We start from the raw sequence: 20,852 nt of genomic DNA, 5'->3' as shown, positions 1-20,852 counted from the left end.
CCGTCCGTGCGCTCGTCGGGGGCCGAACCGAGACACTGGGGCCATGAGGATCTGGAACGGCCCCGTCCTGGGCATGGTGGCACTGGCCGCCGCCGCCATGCCGAGCCTGCTCACCACGGTGCCGGCCCAGGCGCAGGCCGCCGGTCCGGCGGTGGCCGCCCACTCCGCCGAGCGCACGTCCCGGCGCGACGTCTACGTGCCGCGCATTCTCTCCCCTCGCGCGGGGGCGCTCTGGCGGGTCGGCGAGCGGGTCGAAGTCACCTGGGACGTCTCGGATCCGCCGGCGCAGATCACCAACCGCACGGGGTCCATCACCTTGCGCGCGGGCGGCGTCACCCTCCTCGACCGCGTCCTCGCCAGTGACTTCGACATCCTGCTGGGACGGATGGAGGTGACCGTGCCGGACGTCCCCCCTGGAGACGACTACCGGGTCGTCCTGTCCGGTGATTCCGGCAACTGGTCCGAGCCCTTCACGATCACGTCGGACGGCCGGGCCGCCCCACCGCCGGGTGCGCCGACTACTCGGCGTCGGTGAAACTGACCGAACCGATGCCGCTTCGGGTGCTCGAACCACCCGACCTGATGGTCCCGATCTCGTCCTGGCAACCGGCGCCGAGGAAGACGGCCACCTCCGCGTCGGTGTCGTTGTACAGCTCGGCGACACGGCGGCCGAGGTCGTAGCACCGGTCACCCTCGGGGTTCTCCAGCGTGTGCTCCTGGTTGTTGCTGATGTAGGTGAAAGTCCCCTCCGCGGCTTGGGCGTTGGCCGGGACCGCGATGCACAGAACCGCAGCGGCACCGACGGTGACCAGCGTCCTTCCGAGGCTCTTCACGGACTCGTCTCCTTTGAACGGCGGGCTTCCTCAGCGCTGCCAGTGTGGCCGTTCGGACACGCGAGGACGCGGGACGTCACCCGAATGGACCTTCGACGGCGTTTCCCCGCCCCCCGAAGAGCGGTGTCGGGCGATAGGAGGGTGCGCACCCCGAGCCGCCGCCACCGGCCAACTTCTTTGTGTCATCTGCCAGTACGGCGGCCCGGCGGGGCGGAGGAGACTTTCCGCCACGGCCGCGACCCGGCGGGCGACACACAGGAGGGGCGGCACGTGGGCGTGCAGCAGTACGACGGGATCGGCGAGGCGTTCGAGGGGTTCAAGTCCCTGCCCTTGATCCGCTACGGGGAGGTGCCGAGCTTCCTGGGCCTGGTCGGGGACGTGGCCGGCCGGTCGGTCCTCGACCTGGCGTGCGGCACCGGCTTCTACAGCAGGGAGTTCAAGCGGCGCGGCGCCACCGACGTCCTCGGCGTCGACATCTCCGCCGAGATGGTCGCCGCCGCGCGCACGATCGAGCAGCGCGACCCGCTGGGCGTGCGCTACGAGGTCGGCGACGTGGCCGAACTACGGCCCCTCGACCGTCACTTCGACATCGCACTGGGAGTGCAGTGCCTCAACTACGCCGAGGACGTCGCGGCGATGGAGCGGATGTGCCGCAACATCCACCGGAGCCTGGTACCGGGCGGGGAGTTCTTCGTGCTCGCCCAGAAGCCCGACTACCGCTTCGACTGCCCCTCCCTGGACAAGTACGGGTTCCGCTGCGAGCCGACCGGCGAGGAGATCGAGACGGGCCCGCGGGTGCGGATCACGGCCCTCCTCGACCCGCAGCCGATCAGCATCGTAGGCGCGGCCCCGCGCCGCGAGGTCTACGAGGAGTGCCTGCGGGCGGCCGGGTTCGGCGACGCCGAGTGGGTCCCGCTCCAGGTGTCCGAAGCCGGCCTGCGCGAGTTCGGCGAGGACTTCTGGGCGGACCTCCTCGCCAGCCCGCCGCTGGAACTGCTGCGCTGCCGCGCCTGACCGGCCCGGAGCCGTCGGCCCGGAGCGGCCGGCCCGGCCCGGGTGTCAGAGATCCGGCCACCTCTTCCACCGGCCCGTCAGGGCGATGTCGGCCTCCTTGAACGCGGCCTTCCACGCACCGCCCTCGCGCACCATCGCGTAGCGGGCCTCGCCGCCGATCAGCCCTTCCGGTACGTACACCCAGCACCTGACCGGCGACTCCTGTTCGACGCGCAGGATCGGCGCCTCGAACTCCGGCGGCGTGCCGAAGCACAGCAGGTCGTAGCGCGACTGGTGCCGGGCCAGCGCCCTGGCCGCCAGATGCCTGGCGAACACCTCCTTCACCGCCGCCAGTTGCTCGCCGCCCGTGGTGTCGTGCCGGCAGGAGGCCATCCACTCCTCCCACCGGCGCATCTCGTCGAAGAAGTCCTGCGCGGCCGCTCGGGCGCCTGCCGCACCCTGACCACCCTGACCGCCCTGCCGCTCCTCCGGTGGCATCGCCGCGCCTCAGCTCCAGTCGAAGGTCAACAGGGCCAGCCGGTCGACGGGTTCGAAGAACAGCATGATCCAGTCGGCGCCGCTGCTGCGGTAGTGCCAGCCGGGCACCGCCGCCACGAACTCGAAGCGGCGGCCGGACGGGCCGACCGGCCAGGTGCGGTCGCCGTCGTAGTCGAGCGGGAACACGTCGGTCTCGATCCAGTTGCCGGCGGAGTCGGCGTAGCCGCCGAGCTGGTCCAGGAGCGCCATCTCGCCGGTACTGCCGGGGTACGGCAGGCCGTCGTCGCCGAGGTGGACGAGCCGGCCCTCGCGGCGGAAGCTGTCGCGGTGCGCCCGGTAGCTGCGCTCCTGGCGTTCGCAGTGCTCGGCGAGGTCGGCGTGGAACCCCGGCCAGGGGTCGGGGACTTCGCCCGGGCCCGCCGCCCGGGCGAAGTAGCGCAGGTCTCCGGCCAGGCGGAAGCGGTCGCCCTCCAGCGTGAAGCCGAGCCAGTTGGACGCCTGGAGCCCCGTGTGGAAGGCCGAGGTGTGGTCGCCGATGCAGCCCTCCGACGGCTCCAGCGGGCTCAGCAGGTGGATCCACCCGTGCCAGGCCGGGTTGACCTGGGCCAGGTCGATCGATACCAGCGGGTGCAGGTGCCGGGCCAACTCGGCCTGGTCGGCGACGAAGACGTCCGCCGGATCGGGGTAGATCCGCAGGGCCGCCCCGGCCGTCATGACGTCCTCCCGCACGGGAGTGTCTTCCACGGACATCCGGACCTCCTTCGGTGACCACGCATCGACGGCCGGTCGGCTGACGATCAGCCCCTTCCTACCAGGTGGCTCTGACAGGAGCCCTGGCACCGCCCGATGACTGATGACTGTCGGTGGCCGGTGCTACGTTCCGGTCCTCGACTCGATCACTCGACACGACGAAGGGGGCTTCCCGATGCAGCAGCTGTGGGCGCGGATCGAGGCCGCGCTGGAACGGATCGCCCCGGAGGTGGCGGCCGCGATGCCGCCCGGCGCCACCGACGGGCAGATCCGGGCGGCGGAGGCCGCGATGGGGGTGGAACTCCCGCCGGACGTCCGGGAGTCCTACCGCTGCCACGACGGCCTGCCCGGGGTCCTGATCGGTTTACACACCGCGCTCCACCCGCTCGACGCGATGGTGGACGACTGGCGCGAACGGTCCGCCGACGCCGGGGACCCGCCCTGGGACGAGCGGGCGGAGGACGGCGTGATCCGCCGGGACGTCGCCTGGTCCGCCGGATGGATCCCCTTCATCTCCATCGGCAACGGCGACGTGATCTGCATCGACCTGGACCCGCCCGCCCCGCAGCGCCGCGGCCAGATCATCGACTGGTCGCACGAGGGCTGGCGGGCCTGCTACGAGGCCGCCGGCCTGCGGGAGTTCCTGGAGGCCTTCGCCGCCGACCTGGAAGCCGACCGCTACCGGGCCGACGAGACGCGCCGCGCCTGGGACGGTAGCGGGCTGCCGCTGGTGATGCTGAAGGACTGAGCGTCAGCGCACCCCGCTCGCCCCACTCGCCCCGTTCGCCGGATCGGGGCTGCACAGCCAGCCGTTGACGGCGAAGCGGCTGTCCTCGGCCTGCCGGCTCGGGCATTGCACCGGGCGCACCTCGTGCCAGGCGGTGGGGCGGAAGAACACGATGCTGTCGTGCTCGGGCTCCCAGTCCCGCCAGGTGCGCTTCTCCCACTCCCCCGTCGTCCCGCCGTACAGCGGCAGGGCGGCGTCGAACACGCGCAGCTCGCCGCCGCCGAACGGCCGGGGCGTTCCGTGCAGGTAGTAGACGAAGGTGAGCAGGCGCCGGGGGGAGAACTCGGCGCTGGTGTCCTGGTGCGGCCGGTAGAAGTCGCCGTCGTTGTGCACGTTGAGGGTGTAGTCGGGCTCGGTGTCGCGGCAGGAGACGCCCAGGGTGTGCTCGACCGCCTCCAGCACCTCGTCGATGGCCGCCAGCAGTTCGGGCGCGGCGAACTCCCGGCACGAGCGGGAGCGGCGGAAGCCGGGGTCCAGTTCCCGGTCCCCGATCAGGGAGGGCTGCAACGCCTCACCTGCGGAGGCGACGGCGACGGCGCGTTCCAGCAGGGCGCCGGCCGTCCGCTCGCCCAGGAGCCCGGTGATGCGGCAGACCGTCACCGGGAGCCGCCAGATCGCGTCCGTGCTCACCGGCGACGGCTGCTCCGTCGCGGTGTCCCGATCCGTCGCAGTACCCCGCTCCGTCGCGGTGTCCGGCCCTGTCATGGTGTCCCGCCCTCTCGTCGTCATGCGGCCTCGGACGCGCTCACGCCCGGGGCCGCATCGGCCGGTGCCGCACCAGCGCCCCTACCGGCTCCAGTCCACCGGGACCACGTCCTGCTTGAGCCCGCGGTCGCTGCACACGGCACACGGGCCTCCCGGGACGCCGGGGCCCTGGTCGGTGCCGATGGTGATGGCCCCGTGCGCGCCGGCCGGGGCGTGGACGCCGTCGCCGACCATCGCGGCCTCGTAGCCGCCCAGCAGTTCCTGCAAGGTGCCGGGGCCCAGGTTCTCGGGGGCGGTGATCGCGGCGATGCCGTCGTAGTCGGTGTAGGCCGCGCCCAGCGTCCGGCCGCCCACGGTGGCGAACACGATCCGGGCACCGCGGATGGGCTCCCCGGTCACCGCGTCGGAGGCCATCGCGTGGATGTTCTCCAGCTGCATCTGGGTGACGTTCAGGCTCGCCTGGCTGGTCGTGAGCCTGGTCGGCTTGAGGCTGGGGCACTCCGCCGCCCCGCTGCACGACGGGGCCGACGAGGCGGCCGCGGACGCGGTGACCGCGCTCCCCGCACCCAGCGAGGCCAAGGCCGCGGCCATCACCGCGACGGTCTTGCGACCAACAGAGCTCATGATCCACTCCCGTGGGAACCGCCCGCGCGTGCTCCGCTGTGACGCCCGAGGGCCACGAGGGCCGGGCGCGCGCGGCACGCGACGGGTGCCGCCCCCCATCGGACGACACGGCCGAGCGTAGCCACCGCCCGTCCGGCCCAACCAGCCGACGACCACGAGTTCGCAAGATCTGATGAACAGTCAACAGAGTGGTGACGGCGGCATTCGGGGCGCACCGGCCGGTGCGCCGAGGGGCCGGCGGCGCCGGCCCCTCAGTGGCGCGGCGGGTGGGTGGGCGCCGTCCAGGACGCGTGGGCGTTGAACGTCAGGCCCGCCCGGTCCGAGGGGGGCGTGTGGTCCGGGTCGTTGCGGACGACCTCGATGCGGTGGCTCTCGACGTACAGCGCGGTGAGGTGCAGGCCCGGCGCGGGGGCGCGGACCTCCTGCCGTTCCCGGGTCATGGCGGTGACGAAACGCGTGCTGTCGTAGCCGAGTTCGCGGCTGAGGGACGCGGCCGCCCTGGCTCCGCGGCCCTCGATCTCGACGCCCGCCTCGAACCCCACGGACAGGCCGACGGCTTCGCGGCAGGCCTGCGACTGCGCCTCGTCCACCCCCCACGGGACGGTGGCGCCGACCGTGCCCGGGCCCGGGTCCTCCCGCAGGTCGGTGACCGCGACCCGGGTGTAGAACCGCTGGCGCCGCACCGTGTACGTCGGCGAGTTGCGCAGGATCCACTCCGTGGACGCGCCCCGGTCGAGGACGGCGGTGCACGGGAGGACCACCTCCCGGTCGACGACGGGCTCGGTCCGCTCGGGCGCGTCGCCTCCGTCCGTGACGGCCGGGCCCTTCGCCGTCCCCTGCCGGACCTGCCGCATCGGCACGTCCAGCACGTGGACGTCGCCGGGGTCCTCCCCCTCGTAGTCGCCGTCGAAGTAGGAGATCCAGGTCGCGATGCCGGGGGTCAGCAGGCAGCCCGTGCCGCCGGGGATCGTCTCGGGGCGGACGGTCTCGGGGATCTCCAGCCCGCCGCGCCCGCGCCAGGCGCCGACGGCCACGTAGGGGCGTCCGCCGATCTCCTCCTTCACGCAGCGCAGGTCGCCCTGGGCGACGAAGGCCGCGCCGCCGAGGTCGCGCAGGACGTCACGGGGCCCGTGGACCGTGTCCGAGGACCACAGCGCGCTCAGCGCCCGGTACCCGGGAGGGGCCACCGGCACCAGGCCGCGCAGCACCCCGTCGGAGTCGGTGACCTTGCGCCACTGCCTGGGCTCGGCCAGCGCGGCCGAGCCGGCGGTGCTCCCCCGCACCCAGGTCATCGGGGCGTCGTCGGGGATGACGCTGCACAGGGCGTGGTAGCCCTCGGGCGGTCTCGTCTCGCCGGTGCTGAAGACGAAGGTGAGTTCGCCGAACTGCTGTGGTGCCGAGTAGCTCATTTCCGCTCCTCCTGTCGGACGACTCGCGCTTGCCGGGCGACCGCCCCAGGGCCCGGGCTCAGCGGCCCGCGGTCACCGGGTAGTGGTCGCTGTAGTCGGTGAAGGCCCGGCCGCCCGCCTCCCAGGTCGGCGAGGCGGTCTTCAGGACCTCGCTCGTCCAGGCGTCGCACGGCGGGGCGTGGCCCTTGCGGAGCAGGACGTGGTCCGTGTCCTCGGCGGGGTCGGCCGGGTGGCGTTGCAGGGCGGCGTCGTTGGCGATGGTGTCGAAGGAGTACTTCCAGCCGGTCCGGGGGCCCGCCTCCTGGAGGTTCCCGAAGCCCAGGACGTCCTGGAAGTCGGGCGAGTGGCGGTCGGTGTTGAAGTCCCCGGCGACGATCACCGGCTCGTGGGCCGGGATGCGGCGGTCCGTCAGGAAGACGTCGATGTCGCGCAGCTGGGAGCGGCGCATGATCCTCGCCCGGCCGGTCGGGCACGCGCCGTCGTCGGACTGCAGGTGGGTGCCCACCACGTGCACGCGCCGGCCGTCGGCCTCCAGTACGGCGTAGGCGAAGCCCTTGGCGGCCTCGGCGTCCCGGCCGCAGGCCACGTCGTGGACGTACTGCTCCATCCGCAGGATGGGCCACCGGCTGACGATCGCGACCCCGCCGCGGGCGTGCAGTGGGGAGATCTGCCGGCCGTGCGTGGCGGCCCAGCCCGACTCGTCCACCCCGACCACCGGCGTGCGGTGGCGGTACCCCCGGCCCTCCAGGCCCTGCATCAACTCCTCGGAGGGGCCGGGGTCGAAGAGTTCCTGGAAGACCAGCACGTCGTGGTCCGCGACGTACGCGGACTCGGCGATCAGCCGCGAGCGCGCCGCGTTGTTCCAGTCGCCCTCGCTCTTCTGCGTCAGCCCGGACAGGAACATCACGTTGTGCGTCAGAACCTTCAAGGCCGTCCTCTCCGAACCGGCGGGCGCGGGGCGCACACACGGCGGAACCGGTCCGGGGCGCCCCGCCCCCCAAGTCAAGGGGGTCGGCCCGCGCCCGCCGGCGTCGACGCGCCGGTGCCCCGGCGGATGCCACGGGGCGCGGGGGGCACTGCGGGATCGCGGCAGAGCCGGGCGGGGCGTGCACGGACGATTCCACGCCGGTGCGGAGCCGCCCCTCCGACCGCAGGGAGCAAGCACGGCACGCGGCGCGGCGGCGGCACACGTCCGAGCCGCCCGGCGGGTGTGGCCGGGCGGCTCGGGGGTGGTCGGGGGCCGGGGTTACGCGGTGGTGGTCGGGAGCTTGGCGGTCAGCGCGGTCGGGACGTTGACCACGTCGGCGAGGCTGTACTTGCCGGGGCCGAAGTCGGCTGCGGTGAGGGCCTTCTTGCCGCCGCCCGCGACCAGCCAGACGGTGGAACTGTCGGGCGAGAGCAGCAGGGTGCCGTCGGCGGGGGCGCTCTTGGCGGCGGCCCCGCCCAGCCAGGTGCCGGGGACGCCCATGAGCGGCTGCTTGTCGTAGCCCATCGCGGTGAAGTCGGCGTAGGTCAGGGAGACCGCCAGGCCGCCGGCCATCACGTAGACGGTGGAGTTGGTGCCGGCGGCGTCGGTGAGGACCGTGCCGTTCTTCAGGGGCTTGGCGACGGCGCCCTGCAGCCAGGCCTCGGGCACGCCCATCAGGGTCTTGGTGTTGTAGCCGTCGGCGGTCCACTCGCTGCCGGAGATGGGCAGGGCGGTGCCGTTGACCATGACGTACATCGACGGGTCGGTGCCGGCCTGGCCGTTGACGACGGTGCCGTTCGGGACGGTGGCCCGGGTGGCGGAGGCGAGCCAGGCGCCGGGGACGCCCATGTCGGCGCGGGTGTTGTAGCCGTCGGCGGTCCACTCGGCGCCGGAGATGGGCAGGGCGGCGCCGGAGACGACGACGTAGCGGGCGTTGCCGCCGGCCTGGTCGTGGACGACGAGGCCGGTCGGGAGGGTGTTGGTGAGCGCGTTCTGCAGCCAGGCGGTGGGGACGCCCAGGTCGGGGCGGGTGTTGTAGCCGGCCGCCGTCCAGTCCGCGCCGGAGATGGACAGCGCCGCGCCGGAGACGACGACGAAGCGGGAGGAACCGCCGGCCTGGTCGTGGACGACGGTGCCCTCGGGCGGGGTGGTGGGCAGGGCGTTGAAGCGGGCGTCGTCCACCAGGACGATCTTGCTCAGGTCGTAGCCGTCGGGGGCGACGTCGGAGCCGGCGACGGGCAGGCCCGCGCCGCTGATCAGGACCTTGACCGAGGAGCCGTTGGGCGACTTGACGAGCGTGCCGGTGGGCAGCGACGCCGGGTCGGGGTAGGAGGTGCCGGCCGGGTAGGGGTTGGCGTGGTCGGCGCCCAGGTTGGCCCCCGGGCCGCAGACCGGCCAGGCGCCCTGGCCCTGCCCGGCGAGGACCTTCTCGGCGATCAGGATCTGCTGCTGCTTGGTCGCCCGGTTGGCGTAGGGGGCGTACTGGCTGCCGCCGTAGGCGAGCCAGGTGCTCTGGGAGAACTGGAGGCCGCCGTAGTAGCCGTTGTTGGTGTTGATGCTCCAGTTGCCGCCGCTCTCGCACTGGGCGACCTTGTCCCAGGTGGACACCGAGGCCGCGGAGGCCTGGCCGCCGAGGGCGAGCGGGGCGGCGAGGGCGAGCAGGCCGGTGGCGGCGGCGAGGGCCGGTGTCTTGCGGGCGGCGGCGGTCATGACGGAATTCCCCCTGGGGCAGGTACGGGTTGGCGAGCGGGTTGGCGGGTGTGCGAGCGGGTGTGCGAGCAGGTGTGCGGGTGCCGGGCGGCCCGGCCGGCGGTGGCCGGGCCGCCCTGGCGGGGTGGGCGCGTCAGGCGACGGTGGGGAGCTTGGCGGTCAGCGCGGTCGGGACCTTCACCACGTCGGCGGCGTTGTAGGAGCCGGGCGCGGCCGCCTTCTTGCCGCCGCCGTTGACGACCTGCCAGACGGTGGGGCCGTCGGAGGACTGCAGCAGGGTGCCGTCGGCCGGGGCGCTCTTGGCGGCGGCCGCCTGCTCCCAGCTGCCGGGGGCGCCGCGCAGCGGCAGCTTGTCGTAGCCGTAGCCGGTGAAGTCGGCGTAGGTGAGCGGGACGGCCAGGCCGCCGGCCATCACGTAGACGGTGGAGTCGGTGCCGGCGGCGTTGGTGATCAGGGTGCCGTTGGCGAGCGGGCGGGCGACCTCGGCGGCCTCCCATGCCTCCGGGACGCCCAGGACCGGCTGGTTGGCGTAGGTGGTGGTGAACTCGGCGCTGGTCATCGGCAGCGCGGAGTTGTTGACCATCACGTAGATCGACGGGTCGGTGCCGGCCTGGCCCTTGATCAGGGTGCCGTCCGGGACGGTCTTCCTGGCCGTGGTGTTGAGCCACTCGCCGGGCACGCCCATCAGGGACTGGAGGTTGTAGCCGTCGGCGGTCCACTCGGCGGCGGAGATGGGCAGGGCGGCGCCGCCGACGACGACGTAGCGGCTGGGGTCGGTGCCGGACTGGTCCATCAGGACGGTGCCGTTGGGCATGGGCTTGGCGATGGCGGCCTTCAGCCAGTCGCTGGGCACGCCCATCAGGGACTGGGTGTTGTAGCCGTCGGCGGTCCACTCGGCGGCGGAGATGTGCATGGCGGTGCCGTTGACGACGACGTAGCGGCCGGCGTCGGTGCCGGACTGGTCCATCACGACGAGTCCGGTGGCCGGGCCGGTGTTGATCGCGCCCTGCAGCCAGCTGGACGGGACGCCCATGTCGGCGCGGGTGTTGTAGCCGTCGGCGGTCCAGTCCGAGCCGGAGATGACCAGCGCCGCGCCGCCGACCACGACGTAGCGGGAGGAGCCGCCGGCCTGGTCGTGGACCACGGTGCCGGGCGGCGGCACGGTGGGCAGGGCGTTGAAGGCGCCGTCGTCGACCTGGACGATCTTGCTCAGGTCGTAGCCGTCGGGGGCGACGTCGGAGCCGGCGACCGGCAGGCCCGCGCCGTTGATGATGACCTTGACCGAGGCGCCGTTCGGGGACTTGACCAGGGTGCCGGAGGGCAGCGAGGACGGGGAGGTGCTGACGTCCTCGACGACGTTCTTGTAGCGCCGCGCCTTGTAGTCGCCGTTGGGGTGCGAGTCGAACTTCGCGGCGTTGATGGAGGCGCCGGTGATGTGCTTCACCGGGGTGGAGCCGAAGGAGTAGTAGGAGAAGGTGGTGTGGCCGGGGTCGTCCCACTTCTCGAAGAGCAGGACGTGGTCGTAGAAGCTGTTGAGGACGTCCCCGGGGCGCAGGTCGCTGCGCGGGATCTCGTAGCTCTCGTCGGTGGCGATGGACTGGGTGGTGGCGCTGTAGCCCAGGTGCCAGGCCATGGAGACGTAGCCGGAGCAGTCCTTGCGGTAGTAGCGGCCGCTGGAGTCCGGGAAGGTCGCGCCCTGGTTGTAGGTGAGGCCCGGGTTCTGGTTGAACCAGTACTGGGCGCGGGAGAGGATCTCCGACCGGGTGATCTGGCCGCCGACGGTGGACGAGGCGGCGGCGTGGGCCGCGGTGGTGGTGACGGCCGTGGCGGCTATCGCGCCGGAGGCGGCGATGGAGGCGGCGAGGGTGATGCGGGCGAGCTTGGAGAGCGCGGAGGGCATGGCGACACGTCCTGACGGGGTGAGAGCGGCGGTGGGCGCCCGGTGCGGGCGCGGGAAGTCGAGGGGCGTGGCCCGGAGGGAGGCGGACGGCTGCCCTGCAGGAGCAGCGGTCGGGTGGCCTCGGGCGACGGCGGGGCGGGTCAGTCCCGGATGGTGTTCACGGAAGTGGCCGGCGCGCGGCGGGTCAGTCCCAGATGGTGTTGGCCGGGGTGACGGTGACCGGCGCGGGGGTGGTGACCGGCGCGGGGGCGTCCCAGATGGTGTTCGCCGTCGTGGCGGCCGGGGCGGGGGCGGGACCGTCCCAGATGGTGTTCGCCGTCGTGGCGGCCGGGGCGGGGGTGGGACCGTCCCAGATGGTGTTGGCCGAGGCCTGGCCGGCGATCGGCAGGACGGCGGCGAGGGCGAGGGTGGCGACCGCGGCGGCCTTGGCGAGCGGGGTGCGAAGCATGGGGGTGGACCTCTTTCGAGAACTGGGCGGGTGGCGGTGAGTCCGGTGTCGCGTCCCGCGGTAGACGCTCGGCCGGTTTGCCTCCGGGCGGTGGGCCCTGCTGGCGAGTACTAGCTTCGTCGCAGTTCAGGGCGGGTGGAAGGGCTCTCCGGTGGACGGAAGCGGCAGCGTCCGGATCCGTCCAGCCGGGCCGGATCAGTCCAGCAGGCGCTCGTAGAACGGCGCGACGAGCGGGGCGCCGACGCGGGTGAGCGTCCAGCCGTGCAGCGCGGGGACGGTCTCGACGGCGCGCCGGCAGAACGTGTCGACGACGGTCTCGGCGGCGCTCAGCCGGCCGGCGACCAGGTAGACGCCGAGGACGGCGCCGGGGCCGGCGCCCTCGTGCACGGCGACGTGTTCGATGCGCTCCTGGGGCCGCGCGCTCGCCAGCAGCGCCCCGGCGGTGTCGGGCGCGAGCGCCGCTCCCGAGGCCGGGACCGGGGCCTGGATCTCGGCATGAATCAGGTACATGGAACGGACTCTGCCGAACCGTCGACATCCCGGCATAGAGGATCAACCTGGACGGTTCCGGCGGTGTCCGGAACCGTCCAAGGGCCCTTGCTGGCCCCCTCTCGCACTCGCGTGCGATGATCGCGTACGCAGCGATTGGCGATTCAGGCCTTACACACCGGGGGGTAACGAGGCATGCTGACCGCACTCGGGCTGGATGCCGTGTCGGAGAGCGTCTACCGCAGCATGCTCGCGCATCCCGGCGACGGGGTGCGGGCGCTGGCGGAGCGGCTCGGGCGCAGCGAGGAGGAGGTCCGGCGCTGTCTGGACCTGCTGAGCGAGCTGGCGCTGATCCGGCCCTCCTACGAGCGGGAGGGCGAGCTGCGCGCGGTGTCGCCGCAGGTCGGCATGGAGTTGCTGATGGCCCGTCAGCAGGCCGATCTGGCGGCGCAGCAGCTGCGGATCGAGGCGTCCCGGGCGGCGGCTGCGCAGTTGATCGCGGAGTACGCGGATCTGCGGCCGGCCGCCTCGCACGCGGGGGTGGAGCAGTTGGTGGGCCTGGACCAGATCCGGGACCGGATCGCTTCGCTGGCCCGTGGTCTGACGGCGGAGATCATGACGTTCGCGCCGGGTGGCGGGCATTCTCCGGAGAGCATCGAGGCGTCCCGGCCGCATGACCGGGATCTGCTGGGCCGGGGGGTGCGGATGCGGACGGTGTACCTGGACAGTGTGCGCAACAGCCAGCCGACGGTGGCGTACGTGGGCTGGTTGGCGGAGCTGGGCGGGGAGGTGCGGACGGCGCCGGAGCTGCCGACCCGGATGATCATCTTCGATCGGGCGACGGCGCTGATCCCGGTCAGCGGGGAGGACACCCGTGCGGGGGCGGTCGTGCTGACCGGTCACGGGACGCTGGTGGCACTGTGTGCGCTGTTCGAGCACGTGTGGGGCCAGGCGCGGGAGTTGGGGCCGTCGGCGGTGCGGGACGAGGGCGGGCTCAGTGCGCCGGAGGCGACGGTGGTGCGGTTGCTGGCGCAGGGGCTGACGGACGAGGCGATCGCCAAGCGGCTGGGGGTGTCGTCGCGGACGGCTCGGCGGGTGGCGACGGATCTGATGGAGCGGCTGGGTGCGCGCAGTCGTTTCGAGTTCGGGATGCGGGCGGTGCAGAACGGCTGGCTGCCGCGGCAGTTGTAGGGCCGGCGTTCGCGCGGGTGGCCGTGGCGGGAGCCGGGCGGCTGGTGCGGGTGCGGGTGTGGGTCCGCCCGCCGCCCCCGGGTCGCGGGGGCGGCGGGCGGCGCCGGTGGTGTGGAGCGGGGCTGCTAGAACGGCGGGAGCGTGCCGAGCTTGACGTCGCCCGTGTAGTGCTTGCCGAGCGCGTCGAAGTCGTAGTACAGGTGCACGTCGTCGCCGACCAGGTAGAACCTCTGCGTGCCGTTGACGAACGGCGACAGGCCCAGGTGGAAGGTGATGCCCTCGGTCAGGCTGCCGGAGGCGCTGCCGACCTTGACCTTGCCGAGGAACGGCACGTTCGCGTACACCACGATGGACGCGGAGCGGGCGGTCGTGTCGAGGGTGAGCGTGGTCTCCAGCGGGCCGGTGACGTAGGTCCAGGTCTGCACGTCCGTGATGGCGGGCGTGACGTTCTGGACCACTGCGACCGGGGCCGGGGCCGGGGCGGCCGCCATGGCCGCCGTGCTGCCGAAGCCGACTGTCAGGACGGCGAGGCCGGCCACCACAACACCCGCACGACGTACAAAGCGGTTCTTCATGGTTCCCTCCCAGAGGTGTGAGCTGATGGGCGGGTCCCCCGGGGTGATTCCTATCAGTCAACTCGCTTGGGGTGCCAGCGTGTTGTACATCACGACCGCGCTCCGGCGTAAAAGTGGACCCACCCGTTCGGGTGGTTTTTCTTGACTTTGCCAGCGTCGCTGTGCAGTGCTGGGCGGCCCCGGTCGCGCGGCCCGTTCCGGGTACGGAGCAGCCGTCCCCTCGTGCGGGTTCGGGGTTTTGCCGGGTGGCTGCGGGGCGGGTCCTGCGGGCGGGCCGGGGCCGGCGGCGGGCCCGGTCGGGGGCGGGACGGTCTGCGGTCGCGGGCCAAGTGGACCGGTTCGCGCGGGGGGCGCTACGCGCGTCCGTTTCCGTCCACCCGGGGGGATTTGTCGGACCTTCACGGTTCCCCCATCAGATGATCACTCGGCTGCCGGAATTCCGACCCCTGGCGTACGGCGCGGTCCACTCGAATTCCTTCGCACACCGCCGAGCAGCGAAAGGCCTTCACCCCATGACCCGCCCTGCCGACCGCCCCTCCCCCGACCAGCAGCTGCGCGAGGCCGCCGCGCGGCTGGACCGGCGCCGCTTCCTCACCGTCACCTCGGCCGCCGCCGCGCTGGCGTTCACCGTCAACCTGCCGTCCGCGCACGCCGAGGACGCCGAGTTCGGACCGCGCGCCATCACCGGCAACCCGTTCACCCTCGGCGTGGCCTCCGGCGACCCGCTGCCCGGGGCCGTCGTGCTGTGGACCCGCCTGGCGCCGCGCCCGCTGGAGCCCGGCGCCGGGCTGCCGCCCGCCGGCTCGGTGCGGGTGGGCTGGGAGCTGGCCCGCGACGAGCGGTTCCGCAAGGTGGTGCGGCGCGGCAGCGCCCGCGCGCACGCCGAGTTCAACTACGCGGTGCACGTGGACGTCGACGGCCTCGACGCGGACCGGGTGTACTGGTACCGCTTCACCGTCGGCGCCTGGAGCAGCCCCGTGGGCCGCACCCGCACCGCGCCGGAGCGCGGGCGCAGGCTGGACGCCGTCCGCTTCGGGCTGGTGTCCTGCCAGGCCTACGAGGACGGCTACTTCACCGCCTACCGCCACCTGGCCGACGAGGACCTGGCCGCGGTGTTCCACGTCGGCGACTACATCTACGAGTACGGCATCGACGCGGCGGGCGGCGACCGCAAGTACACCGACCGCACCCTGCCCGCGCTGTTCAACCACGAGACCGCCACGCTGGAGGACTACCGGCTGCGCTACTCCCTCTACAAGAACGACCCCGACCTCCAGGCCGCGCACGCCGCCCACCCCTGGTACGTCACCTGGGACGACCACGAGGTGGAGAACAACTACGCGGCCGGCATCCCCGAGAAGGGCCAGGACCCGGCGCCGTTCATCGCCCGCCGCGCCGCCGCCTACCGCGCGTACTGGGAGAACATGCCACTGCGGATGCCGCAGCCGCGCGGCACCGAGCTCACCCTCTACCGGCGTGTCCACTTCGGGCAGTTGGCGCAGTTCGACATCCTCGACACCCGCCAGTACCGCGACGACCAGGCCAACGGCGACGGCTGGCAGTACCCCACCCCGGAGTCCGAGGACCCGCGGCGCACCCTGATGGGCGCCGCCCAGGAACGCTGGTTCGCCGAGGGCCTGCACCGCTCCCGGGCGACCTGGAACGTCGTGCCGCAGCAGGTCGTCTTCTCCCGCCGCAAGAACACCACCGCCGAGCGCTCCAAGCTCTCCATGGACGCCTGGGACGGCTACCCGGCCGCCCGCGAGCGCTTCCTGACCGCCGTCGACCGGGCCGGGGTGGAGAACCTGGTGCTCCTGACCGGTGACGTCCACGTCGCCTACGCCCTGGACGTCAAGCGCGACTTCGACAAGCCGGACTCGCGCACCGTGGGCGTGGAGTTCGTCGGCACCTCGATCAGCAGCGACGGCGACGGCGAGGAGAAGCCGTCCAACTGGCAGAACCTGATGTCGGCCAACCCGCACATGAAGTTCTACGACGGGCGGCGCGGCTACACCACGCTCACCCTGGACCGCCACCAGGTCCGCGCCGACTACCGCGCCGTCTCCCACATCACCCGCCCCGGCGGCACCGTCACCACCGCCGCCTCCTTCGTCACCCAGGCCGGCAACCCGGGCATCCACCCCGCCTGACCCGCCACCCCCAGGTCCCGCCGCTCACGGGGGCGGCGGGCCCCGGGGGCGGCTGAGAGCCTTGAGCGTGACCGCGCCGCACCAGTTGCCTCGCATAGGCCCCCCGGCTGCTCAGGACTGAGCAGCCGGGGGACTCAACTACGCGCGAAGGTGTTCCAGTGCCTTCTCCAGCGCGTCCTCAGCGGCAACCGCCACGTCCGGCTCCACGCCAACGCCCTCCCAGTTGGTGCCGGTGACCGGGTTGATCGAGCGGGCCGCCGGCACGGTCACCGTCACATGCGGCGCAACAGGAATACGGGCCGTCGGGTGGGCGCCACCACGCGTCGTCTGCCCGACCAGCGTCGCCCGCTTGAGCACCTTCAGGTTGTACGACAGCTCCTCCCCACCGGAGAAAGTGAAGTCGCTGGTCAGCACCGCCACCGGCCGGTCCGAATAGCGCGGCGCGGCGAGGTGCCCGAGGGTCCAGTACTGGCGGGTGGAGTCGGTAGCCCGGTCGTAGATGTCGTTGAGGTGCACCTCGTCGTCAGCGAAGAAGTAGCTGCACCACAGCTGAACGCCCTCCGGTGAGCCGCCGCTGCACTGCCGCAGGTCGATGACCAACGCCTCGGTGGAAGCGACCAGTTGCATCGCGGCGGCGATCGCGGGACCGCCCACCCCGGCCGGGGGAATCATGCGCAGATCGAGGTAGCCGATGTTGCCGTCGAGTTGCTCTGCCCGCCGGATGCCGTAGTTCTTCTCCCGGGCGTACCGCTCGAACCGGGCCCGGGCGACGTCCTCCGGCTCCTCGTCCATCGACTGCGGCTCCTCGCTCCACAACAGCCGCAGGTGCTTGTCCGGACACACCCCCTGCAAGTCCTCCGTGACCCGCTCGCACAGCCCCCGCTCGTCCAGGCCCTCATAAGCGCCTTCCGCCAGCCGGTTCCGGATCGCCACTTCAATGGCCGCCGTCTTCTCGGGGAACACGTAACCAGCGGTGATCCGGGCGAGGGCGGTGTCGAGTATCGCTCCATGAGTGATCATTCGCGCGATCGTAGGGCACGGCCGACCCGATGCCCAGCGGTTTCTCAGCGAACTCCTCACCGTCACCCCCTCCCCCGGCCCCGCATCAAACCCGCCCTCACCCACTGCCGCACCCAAGCCCAAGCCCAAGCCCAAGCCGCCCACCCATGAGCAACACCCCACCGTGCGCAGGAAGTCGCCCCCGCCGACTTCCTGCGCAGCGCGGTCGGCTCGTCCAGGTCAGCCGGGCGCCACTCGCGGACATGCGAGTGGCGCCCGGGGCGGCCGGACCTCAGGGCCGCCATCCGCCGACACCCTCCACCTCCACTCGCCTCGGCACCACACACCACGAACCGAGAGCTCGATCAGCAGCGACCGCGACGGCGAGGAGCGGCCGTCCAACTGGCAGAACCTGATGCCGGCCGGCCCGCACAGAGAGTTCTACGATGGCCGCCGCGGCTGCACCACACTCACCCTGGAACGCCACCGGGTGCGCGCCGGCTGCCGGGCGCTCTCCCACGTCACCCGCCCCGGCGGCACCATCACCACCGCGGCCTCCTTCGTCACCGAGGCCGGCAACCCGGGCATCCGCCCCGCCTGACCCGCCACCCCCCGGGTCCCGCCGCTCACGGGGGCGGCGGGCCCCGGGACGGCACCAACCGTTCCCGGGGCCGCCGGGTGGCCTCGCGCAGGACGGCCGGCGGCTAGCGCACCACGGGAGTCGCCCCGGAGCGCCAGTCGATGAGCCGCTTGCGGATGCTCGGCACCATCGGCAGCTCGTCCGTCCCAGCCGGGGTGAACCACGCCACCTCGTGGGACTCGTCGGACACCCGCAGCTCCCCGCCGACCGGACGTCCGAGGAGGCAGACGGAGAACTCCTGGCGGACTTCGCCGTCGTCATAGGCGAAGACATGGCCGGGGTCGGTGTAGGTGCCGACGATCCCGGTGATCTCGACATCGAGTCCGGTCTCCTCGCGCGTCTCGCGGATACCTCACCCGGCGATCGACTCACCGATGTCCATCCTGCCGCCGGGCAGGGCCCACATCCCGTTGTCGGTGCGGCGCTGGAGCAGGACGCGGCCCGCATCGTCGACCACGACGACGGACGCGGCCGGGACCAACGAGTTCGCCTCGGGAGCGTCCGGATCGTCCTCGTAATCACGCCTGGGCATGATCCACCGCCTCCACTGCCGAAATCGCCCACACGTCACGCCCTCGTGCCCACAAGTCCTCGACGTGACCGGCGAATCGATCGAACACGCCGTCGTCCTGGGCCCGCCTGAAGCGCATCATCGGGGCGTCGTGGCCGATCCTACCGGGCAGCATCGGCGTGACGATCATGTCGAAACGGGGCGACGAATGCAGAGGCCTCGGGTTCAGACTTCGCCGAACTCGCCGCTTCGGACAGCGGCAACGAACGAGTCCCAGCCCTCGGCCGAGAAGGCCAGCGTTGGGCCCTGGGGGTCCTTGGAGTCACGGACCCTGCCCGGGTGCGCATCGTCAACCTCTACGCAACCACCCCCGCCGTTGCTGTAGGTGCTCTTGCGCCACTTGGCGCCCGTTGGGTCATGCATGGTCCAGTTCCTTCCCTGTCTCCCGGATCACAGCCAAACTGTCCGGCTGGCTGAGCGCGTTGACCTGGAGTCGATCGTATCTATCGACCCATCGGGCCACCGTCTCGGCATCTTGTTCCAGGTATCCCCGTTGAAGCGTCTCCGTGTACCCGACCAAAGCACGATTGGGGAGAGTCAAGAGCGTGACGGGGTGGGACAGCGGCCGATCTTCGGCGAGGCGGTACGGAGAGATCTGGATGATCACATTCGGGTGATCACACAGGCTCTCCAGGTGAGAGAGCTGCATGGCCATAATCTCCCGACCGCCGATCGGTCGACGCAGGGCTCCCTCGTCCAGGACGACGTGGATCGTCGTGCCCCTGTCGAGCATGAGTTGACGTTGCGCCAGCAGGGCGAGCCTCTCGTCGGCTTGCTCCTGCGTCGCTTCCCCTCGGCGGACGATGCCTGCCTCGTAGGCCGCGCTGTAGTCCGGGTGTTGGAGTATGCCCGACACCATATCCGTGTCGAACAGTCTGACTGTGATCGCTTCGCGCTCCCGGCGAAGGTACTCGGAGAACCCCGGCAACAGAGCGCCGTTCTTCCAGCTCCACCACAGTCCCGTCAGGGCGCCACCGGCATCGAGGGCGGCGTCCACGCGTTCTACGAACTTTAAAGACGGCGCTTGTTTAGCTCGCTCCACGTTCGAGATGTAGACGTTGGAGTACCCGACTCGCACGCCGAGTTCGATCTGCGTCATCCCCTTGGCCTGGCGCGACCGGCTGATCTGAACAGCCAGGGCTTCCAACGGGGATGACGTTGGGTCAAGTGTGCGACGAACCAAGATCGCCTTCTTTAAAATCCGCTGGACTAGAGATTTGAAACTCTTTCGATCCTAGAGCAGGCTGAGCCATCCTGGTAGTCATTCGACTACTGACCGAAGTGGGCGCACTCCATTCGCATACGCCTTCCCTTGAGGTGCTTCGCCATGCTCAAAATCCGTACCGCTCCCCGCCCCCGCACGTTCGCGGCACGCCTGGACTCCCGCACGGAATCCACCCCCGTCGCAAGGCAGTTGCTGCGCGCCTACCTCGCCGCGCTCCCCACCGGCGACCGCTACTCCGACACCGCCGAACTCCTCCTCGGCGAGCTCTTCGCCAACGCCGTCCAGCACACCGACGCACCCGCCGACCGCCTCATCGAAGTCCGCTTCTCCCTCACCGGCGACCGCCTACGCCTCGAAGTCCACGACGCCGGCACCGGCCACCCCTCCCTCCGCACCCCCACACCCGAGGACGAGCACGGACGCGGCGTGCTCCTCGTCAACGAACTCGCCGAGAAGTGGGGCTGCTGCCCCCGCGCCGGCGGGGTCGGCAAGTTCGTCTGGGCCCTCATCGCCCCCGCGCCCGTCACCCTCCTCACCGTCTGAACAGGTGCCCACCATGCGACTCCCCCTCACCGCCCGCCACCTGTTCGACACCGGCTCCACCCCCGCCGACACCTACGCCACCCTCGCCCGCCACACCCGCCACCCCCTCCGATCCGCCCGCGCCGTCTGCACCGCCCTCGGCATCCCCGCCGCCGAAACCCAACGCCGCCTCGACGACTGCTACGACGCCCTGCTCGCCAACCCCCGCCCCGGCTCCGAGGCCGACACCGGCGAACTCCTCGAAGCCCTCGGCGTCTTCGACATCCCCAAGCCTCTCGACGCCACCGAACTCGCCGTTGTCGACCTCTTCCTGGCCGCCATCGACGCCATGGGTGGCATCCGCGCCGGCCACCAGCACGGCCTGGCCCGCTGGTTCACCACCGGGAACCTCACCGCCGCTTACCTCTCCCTCGCGGCCGCCCGCCCCCGCCCCACCATCGGCGACCCCGCCCACTACTGGACCGCCCTCGTCACCGCCGGCGAACTCCTCGTCGCCGCCCCCACCCCCGACCCCCGCATCAAACCTGCCCTCACCCACTGCCGCGCCCACGCCCAAGCCACCCGCTCTTGAGCAACACCCGACCGTGCGCAGGAAGTCGGGCCCGCCGACTTCCTGCGCAGCGCGGTCGGCTCGACTGAGGTGACTGGCCGGTGCCCCCTCCACTCGTAAGTTCATGCGTCAACTCCCATTAATTGCCAAAGGTTGATCGACCGCCACCCGCATCGAAAATGCCCGAACCCGATCCTTTGCCGCTTTCCGGCAAAGGATCGGGTTCGGGCGTGCTGTGGAGGTCTGGGACCTTCCACAGGGGCCCGGGCCCCGCGATGCGGCGGGGCGCCGGGCC

At 72.0% G+C, this 20,852-nt stretch carries 23 protein-coding genes and 2 pseudogenes; 8 read left to right on the top strand and 17 right to left on the bottom strand.

All coding sequences use genetic code 11. The features are described from left to right. Nucleotides 1–43: 43 nt before the first annotated feature. Entirely contained in the window at nucleotides 44–535 is a 492-nt protein-coding gene (locus tag ACFWPI_RS17195; protein ID WP_380376088.1) for a Ser-Thr-rich GPI-anchored membrane family protein, read from the top strand. On the opposite strand, the gene ACFWPI_RS17190 is transcribed toward ACFWPI_RS17195, so the two are convergent. Beyond that, complete coding sequence (locus ACFWPI_RS17190) at nucleotides 519–833, bottom strand: hypothetical protein (RefSeq protein ID WP_380376089.1); 315 nt, start codon at nucleotides 831–833, stop codon at nucleotides 519–521. The two genes, ACFWPI_RS17195 and ACFWPI_RS17190, sit on opposite strands and share 17 nt — an antisense overlap. A 270-nt stretch (nucleotides 834–1,103) precedes the next feature. On the opposite strand from ACFWPI_RS17190, the gene ACFWPI_RS17185 reads away from it, so the two are divergent. Further along, on the top strand, nucleotides 1,104–1,847 hold the full coding sequence (locus ACFWPI_RS17185; RefSeq protein ID WP_380376091.1) for a class I SAM-dependent methyltransferase: 744 nt from the start codon (nucleotides 1,104–1,106) through the stop codon (nucleotides 1,845–1,847). Between the two features lie 45 nt (nucleotides 1,848–1,892). On the opposite strand, the gene ACFWPI_RS17180 is transcribed toward ACFWPI_RS17185, so the two are convergent. Beyond that, the gene (locus ACFWPI_RS17180) at nucleotides 1,893–2,324 is read right to left on the bottom strand and encodes a hypothetical protein (RefSeq protein WP_380376093.1); all 432 of its coding nucleotides are present in this window, start codon (nucleotides 2,322–2,324) and stop codon (nucleotides 1,893–1,895) included. Between the two features lie 9 nt (nucleotides 2,325–2,333). After that, nucleotides 2,334–3,074, bottom strand: a complete 741-nt coding sequence (locus tag ACFWPI_RS17175) for a hypothetical protein (RefSeq protein ID WP_363378152.1) — start codon at nucleotides 3,072–3,074, stop codon at nucleotides 2,334–2,336. Between the two features lie 175 nt (nucleotides 3,075–3,249). Between ACFWPI_RS17175 and ACFWPI_RS17170 the strand changes: the two genes are divergently transcribed. Further along, a complete protein-coding gene (locus ACFWPI_RS17170) occupies nucleotides 3,250–3,822 on the top strand; it encodes an SMI1/KNR4 family protein (protein WP_380376095.1) in 573 nt (190 codons plus the stop codon). A 3-nt stretch (nucleotides 3,823–3,825) separates the two neighbouring features. Here ACFWPI_RS17170 and ACFWPI_RS17165 read toward each other — a convergent pair whose 3' ends face one another. From ACFWPI_RS17165 to ACFWPI_RS17130, 8 genes and pseudogenes are all read right to left on the bottom strand, one after another. Then, the gene (locus tag ACFWPI_RS17165) at nucleotides 3,826–4,491 is read right to left on the bottom strand and encodes a 2OG-Fe(II) oxygenase (RefSeq protein ID WP_380376097.1); all 666 of its coding nucleotides are present in this window, start codon (nucleotides 4,489–4,491) and stop codon (nucleotides 3,826–3,828) included. Between the two features lie 156 nt (nucleotides 4,492–4,647). Continuing rightward, complete coding sequence (locus tag ACFWPI_RS17160) at nucleotides 4,648–5,190, bottom strand: hypothetical protein (protein WP_380376098.1); 543 nt, start codon at nucleotides 5,188–5,190, stop codon at nucleotides 4,648–4,650. A 251-nt stretch (nucleotides 5,191–5,441) separates the two neighbouring features. Continuing rightward, a complete protein-coding gene (locus tag ACFWPI_RS17155) occupies nucleotides 5,442–6,599 on the bottom strand; it encodes a hypothetical protein (protein ID WP_380376100.1) in 1,158 nt (385 codons plus the stop codon). Nucleotides 6,600–6,657: 58 nt separating this feature from the next. Then, a complete protein-coding gene (locus ACFWPI_RS17150; RefSeq protein WP_380376102.1) occupies nucleotides 6,658–7,527 on the bottom strand; it encodes a sphingomyelin phosphodiesterase in 870 nt (289 codons plus the stop codon). Between the two features lie 1,415 nt (nucleotides 7,528–8,942). After that, a pseudogene (locus ACFWPI_RS17145) lies at nucleotides 8,943–9,276 on the bottom strand (transglycosylase family protein); the annotation flags it as partial. A 133-nt stretch (nucleotides 9,277–9,409) separates the two neighbouring features. Continuing rightward, nucleotides 9,410–11,176: a hypothetical protein gene (locus ACFWPI_RS17140; protein WP_380376104.1), complete on the bottom strand. Its 1,767-nt coding sequence runs from the start codon at nucleotides 11,174–11,176 to the stop codon at nucleotides 9,410–9,412. A 184-nt stretch (nucleotides 11,177–11,360) separates the two neighbouring features. Continuing rightward, nucleotides 11,361–11,624 (bottom strand): hypothetical protein, encoded by a 264-nt coding sequence (locus ACFWPI_RS17135; protein WP_380376106.1) that lies wholly within the window; start codon nucleotides 11,622–11,624, stop codon nucleotides 11,361–11,363. Nucleotides 11,625–11,819: 195 nt separating this feature from the next. After that, on the bottom strand, nucleotides 11,820–12,134 hold the full coding sequence (locus ACFWPI_RS17130; protein WP_380376107.1) for a hypothetical protein: 315 nt from the start codon (nucleotides 12,132–12,134) through the stop codon (nucleotides 11,820–11,822). A 174-nt stretch (nucleotides 12,135–12,308) separates the two neighbouring features. Between ACFWPI_RS17130 and ACFWPI_RS17125 the strand changes: the two genes are divergently transcribed. Beyond that, nucleotides 12,309–13,304, top strand: coding sequence for a helix-turn-helix domain-containing protein (locus ACFWPI_RS17125; RefSeq protein WP_380376109.1), 996 nt, complete (start codon nucleotides 12,309–12,311; stop codon nucleotides 13,302–13,304). Nucleotides 13,305–13,429: 125 nt separating this feature from the next. On the opposite strand, the gene ACFWPI_RS17120 is transcribed toward ACFWPI_RS17125, so the two are convergent. Continuing rightward, nucleotides 13,430–13,879, bottom strand: a complete 450-nt coding sequence (locus ACFWPI_RS17120) for a hypothetical protein (protein ID WP_159398753.1) — start codon at nucleotides 13,877–13,879, stop codon at nucleotides 13,430–13,432. A 512-nt stretch (nucleotides 13,880–14,391) separates the two neighbouring features. Between ACFWPI_RS17120 and ACFWPI_RS17115 the strand changes: the two genes are divergently transcribed. Next, the gene (locus tag ACFWPI_RS17115; RefSeq protein ID WP_380376111.1) at nucleotides 14,392–16,029 is read left to right on the top strand and encodes an alkaline phosphatase D family protein; all 1,638 of its coding nucleotides are present in this window, start codon (nucleotides 14,392–14,394) and stop codon (nucleotides 16,027–16,029) included. A 138-nt stretch (nucleotides 16,030–16,167) separates the two neighbouring features. Here ACFWPI_RS17115 and ACFWPI_RS17110 read toward each other — a convergent pair whose 3' ends face one another. Beyond that, nucleotides 16,168–17,049 (bottom strand): S41 family peptidase, encoded by an 882-nt coding sequence (locus ACFWPI_RS17110; protein ID WP_380346002.1) that lies wholly within the window; start codon nucleotides 17,047–17,049, stop codon nucleotides 16,168–16,170. A gap of 394 nt (nucleotides 17,050–17,443) precedes the next feature. Here ACFWPI_RS17110 and ACFWPI_RS17105 point away from each other — a divergent pair, with 394 nt between their 5' ends. Continuing rightward, on the top strand, nucleotides 17,444–17,629 hold the full coding sequence (locus tag ACFWPI_RS17105) for a hypothetical protein (RefSeq protein ID WP_380376113.1): 186 nt from the start codon (nucleotides 17,444–17,446) through the stop codon (nucleotides 17,627–17,629). A 103-nt stretch (nucleotides 17,630–17,732) separates the two neighbouring features. Here the strand turns inward: ACFWPI_RS17105 and ACFWPI_RS17100 are convergent. From ACFWPI_RS17100 to ACFWPI_RS17085, 4 genes and pseudogenes are all read right to left on the bottom strand, one after another. Continuing rightward, nucleotides 17,733–18,200, bottom strand: a pseudogene (locus ACFWPI_RS17100) (NUDIX domain-containing protein). Beyond that, nucleotides 18,187–18,369, bottom strand: coding sequence for a hypothetical protein (locus tag ACFWPI_RS17095; RefSeq protein ID WP_380376115.1), 183 nt, complete (start codon nucleotides 18,367–18,369; stop codon nucleotides 18,187–18,189). The pseudogene ACFWPI_RS17100 and the gene ACFWPI_RS17095 overlap by 14 nt, the downstream one beginning before the upstream one ends. Before the next feature lie 35 nt (nucleotides 18,370–18,404). Beyond that, nucleotides 18,405–18,602 carry a DUF397 domain-containing protein gene (locus ACFWPI_RS17090; RefSeq protein WP_380376117.1) on the bottom strand — a complete coding sequence of 66 codons (198 nt, stop codon included), beginning with the start codon at nucleotides 18,600–18,602 and terminating at the stop codon, nucleotides 18,405–18,407. Then, nucleotides 18,595–19,386, bottom strand: coding sequence for a helix-turn-helix domain-containing protein (locus ACFWPI_RS17085; RefSeq protein WP_380424880.1), 792 nt, complete (start codon nucleotides 19,384–19,386; stop codon nucleotides 18,595–18,597). Before ACFWPI_RS17085 ends, ACFWPI_RS17090 begins: the two co-directional genes overlap by 8 nt. A gap of 180 nt (nucleotides 19,387–19,566) precedes the next feature. Between ACFWPI_RS17085 and ACFWPI_RS17080 the strand changes: the two genes are divergently transcribed. Continuing rightward, a complete protein-coding gene (locus tag ACFWPI_RS17080; RefSeq protein ID WP_380376121.1) occupies nucleotides 19,567–20,007 on the top strand; it encodes an ATP-binding protein in 441 nt (146 codons plus the stop codon). 13 nt (nucleotides 20,008–20,020) lie between these two features. After that, nucleotides 20,021–20,578, top strand: coding sequence for a hypothetical protein (locus ACFWPI_RS17075; protein WP_380376122.1), 558 nt, complete (start codon nucleotides 20,021–20,023; stop codon nucleotides 20,576–20,578). Nucleotides 20,579–20,852: the final 274 nt, after the last annotated feature.

The organism is Kitasatospora sp. NPDC058492 (assembly GCF_042720685.1).
Classification (GTDB): domain Bacteria; phylum Actinomycetota; class Actinomycetes; order Streptomycetales; family Streptomycetaceae; genus Kitasatospora.
Note: the sequence above shows the minus strand (reverse complement) of the source record. Positions and strands in the feature narration are given on the sequence as shown.

Coding starts and splice junctions, on each gene's coding strand:
- ACFWPI_RS17090 (WP_380376117.1), bottom strand. CDS start 18,602: ATGCATGACCCAACGGGCGCCAAGTGGCGCAAGAGCACCTACAGCAAC.
- ACFWPI_RS17080 (WP_380376121.1), top strand. CDS start 19,567: ATGCTCAAAATCCGTACCGCTCCCCGCCCCCGCACGTTCGCGGCACGC.
- ACFWPI_RS17195 (WP_380376088.1), top strand. CDS start 44: ATGAGGATCTGGAACGGCCCCGTCCTGGGCATGGTGGCACTGGCCGCC.
- ACFWPI_RS17135 (WP_380376106.1), bottom strand. CDS start 11,624: ATGCTTCGCACCCCGCTCGCCAAGGCCGCCGCGGTCGCCACCCTCGCC.
- ACFWPI_RS17095 (WP_380376115.1), bottom strand. CDS start 18,369: ATGATCGTCACGCCGATGCTGCCCGGTAGGATCGGCCACGACGCCCCG.
- ACFWPI_RS17140 (WP_380376104.1), bottom strand. CDS start 11,176: ATGCCCTCCGCGCTCTCCAAGCTCGCCCGCATCACCCTCGCCGCCTCC.
- ACFWPI_RS17155 (WP_380376100.1), bottom strand. CDS start 6,599: ATGAGCTACTCGGCACCACAGCAGTTCGGCGAACTCACCTTCGTCTTC.
- ACFWPI_RS17180 (WP_380376093.1), bottom strand. CDS start 2,324: ATGCCACCGGAGGAGCGGCAGGGCGGTCAGGGTGGTCAGGGTGCGGCA.
- ACFWPI_RS17170 (WP_380376095.1), top strand. CDS start 3,250: ATGCAGCAGCTGTGGGCGCGGATCGAGGCCGCGCTGGAACGGATCGCC.
- ACFWPI_RS17120 (WP_159398753.1), bottom strand. CDS start 13,879: ATGAAGAACCGCTTTGTACGTCGTGCGGGTGTTGTGGTGGCCGGCCTC.
- ACFWPI_RS17125 (WP_380376109.1), top strand. CDS start 12,309: ATGCTGACCGCACTCGGGCTGGATGCCGTGTCGGAGAGCGTCTACCGC.
- ACFWPI_RS17110 (WP_380346002.1), bottom strand. CDS start 17,049: ATGATCACTCATGGAGCGATACTCGACACCGCCCTCGCCCGGATCACC.
- ACFWPI_RS17175 (WP_363378152.1), bottom strand. CDS start 3,074: ATGTCCGTGGAAGACACTCCCGTGCGGGAGGACGTCATGACGGCCGGG.
- ACFWPI_RS17160 (WP_380376098.1), bottom strand. CDS start 5,190: ATGAGCTCTGTTGGTCGCAAGACCGTCGCGGTGATGGCCGCGGCCTTG.
- ACFWPI_RS17075 (WP_380376122.1), top strand. CDS start 20,021: ATGCGACTCCCCCTCACCGCCCGCCACCTGTTCGACACCGGCTCCACC.
- ACFWPI_RS17130 (WP_380376107.1), bottom strand. CDS start 12,134: ATGTACCTGATTCATGCCGAGATCCAGGCCCCGGTCCCGGCCTCGGGA.
- ACFWPI_RS17105 (WP_380376113.1), top strand. CDS start 17,444: ATGCCGGCCGGCCCGCACAGAGAGTTCTACGATGGCCGCCGCGGCTGC.
- ACFWPI_RS17115 (WP_380376111.1), top strand. CDS start 14,392: ATGACCCGCCCTGCCGACCGCCCCTCCCCCGACCAGCAGCTGCGCGAG.